Below are 943 nucleotides of genomic sequence, written 5' to 3'. Positions count from 1 at the left end.
CGCACGACGACGGCCGCCCGCCTGCCGCCGTCGGCTCGCCCGGCCGCCTGGGCCGGCTCCTGGGGGCCCGGGGTCCTCCCGTGGCGGTTCCTGTCCGTGCTCACCGTGTCCTCCGTGCCGCGGCCTGCAGCATCTGCCGCAGGCGTGCGATGTTCTCGTCACCGGTGACCACCACGGCCTGGCGGCGGCTGACCGCGGTGGGCACGGTCTCGTCCGGGCGGCCCTGAAGGACGCCGGTGCGGTGCTCGTGGGCCTCCCAGAGCTGGGCGCGGCCCTGCTCGTCCGTCCAGATGTTCACCCAGTAGGCGGTCTCCCGCTCCTGCCGGCTCAGGGTGCGGATCAGCTTCAGGCAGTAGAGGCAGCCGGGGCGCCAGTAGAGCACCACTCCCCCGTTCGCCAGGTGCTCCTCGGCACCGGAGGCCGGCCGGGAGGAGACCTTCATGGCCGGGGCGTACCAGACGCCGAAGGCGGCGATCAGCACGCCGGGGGCGATCAGCATCGGGTTGCGCTGGAGCGTCCCCCACGCGGCGAAGGCCAGGCCGAAGCAGACGAACACCACCGGGTAGTACCACGGCTGTCCGAACAGGGTCCTCATGCCATCGCCTCCCGTAGCGTCTCCTCCAGCCCGCCGAGGTCTCCGGCGAGCATCCAGTCCGGGTGGGCGCCGCCGTCGGGATGGGCGGGGCGCACCACGGGAACCCCGGCCTCCTCGGCGATCAGGGCGCCGGCGGCCAGTCGTACTCCTGGGTGCCGTACTCGGCGTAGGCGTCCAGGGTGCCGTCCGCGACCATGCAGAGGTCCAGGGCGGCCGAGCCGATGCGTCGGATGTCCCCGAACTCGCCGAGCACGGCGGCGAGCGCCTGGACCTGGCGGGCGCGCCGGTCCGCGTCGTAGCCGAAGCCGGTGGCGATCAGCCGCCCGGAGCGGCCCGTCACGGGGGCCG

The 943-nt window shown here is 74.3% G+C and carries 1 protein-coding gene and 1 pseudogene; both read right to left on the bottom strand.

The window, feature by feature from the left end; genetic code table 11:
• Positions 1-100: 100 nt before the first annotated feature.
• Positions 101-595 (bottom strand): glutaredoxin family protein, encoded by a 495-nt coding sequence (locus AC2W7A_RS12870; RefSeq protein ID WP_485991670.1) that lies wholly within the window; start codon positions 593-595, stop codon positions 101-103.
• Positions 592-943: pseudogene (locus AC2W7A_RS12865) on the bottom strand (inositol monophosphatase family protein); the annotation flags it as partial. The gene AC2W7A_RS12870 and the pseudogene AC2W7A_RS12865, both read right to left, overlap by 4 nt.

The organism is Micrococcus sp. LASM2_SD2 (genome assembly GCF_057364565.1).
This window is presented reverse-complemented; position numbering and strand designations above follow the sequence as displayed.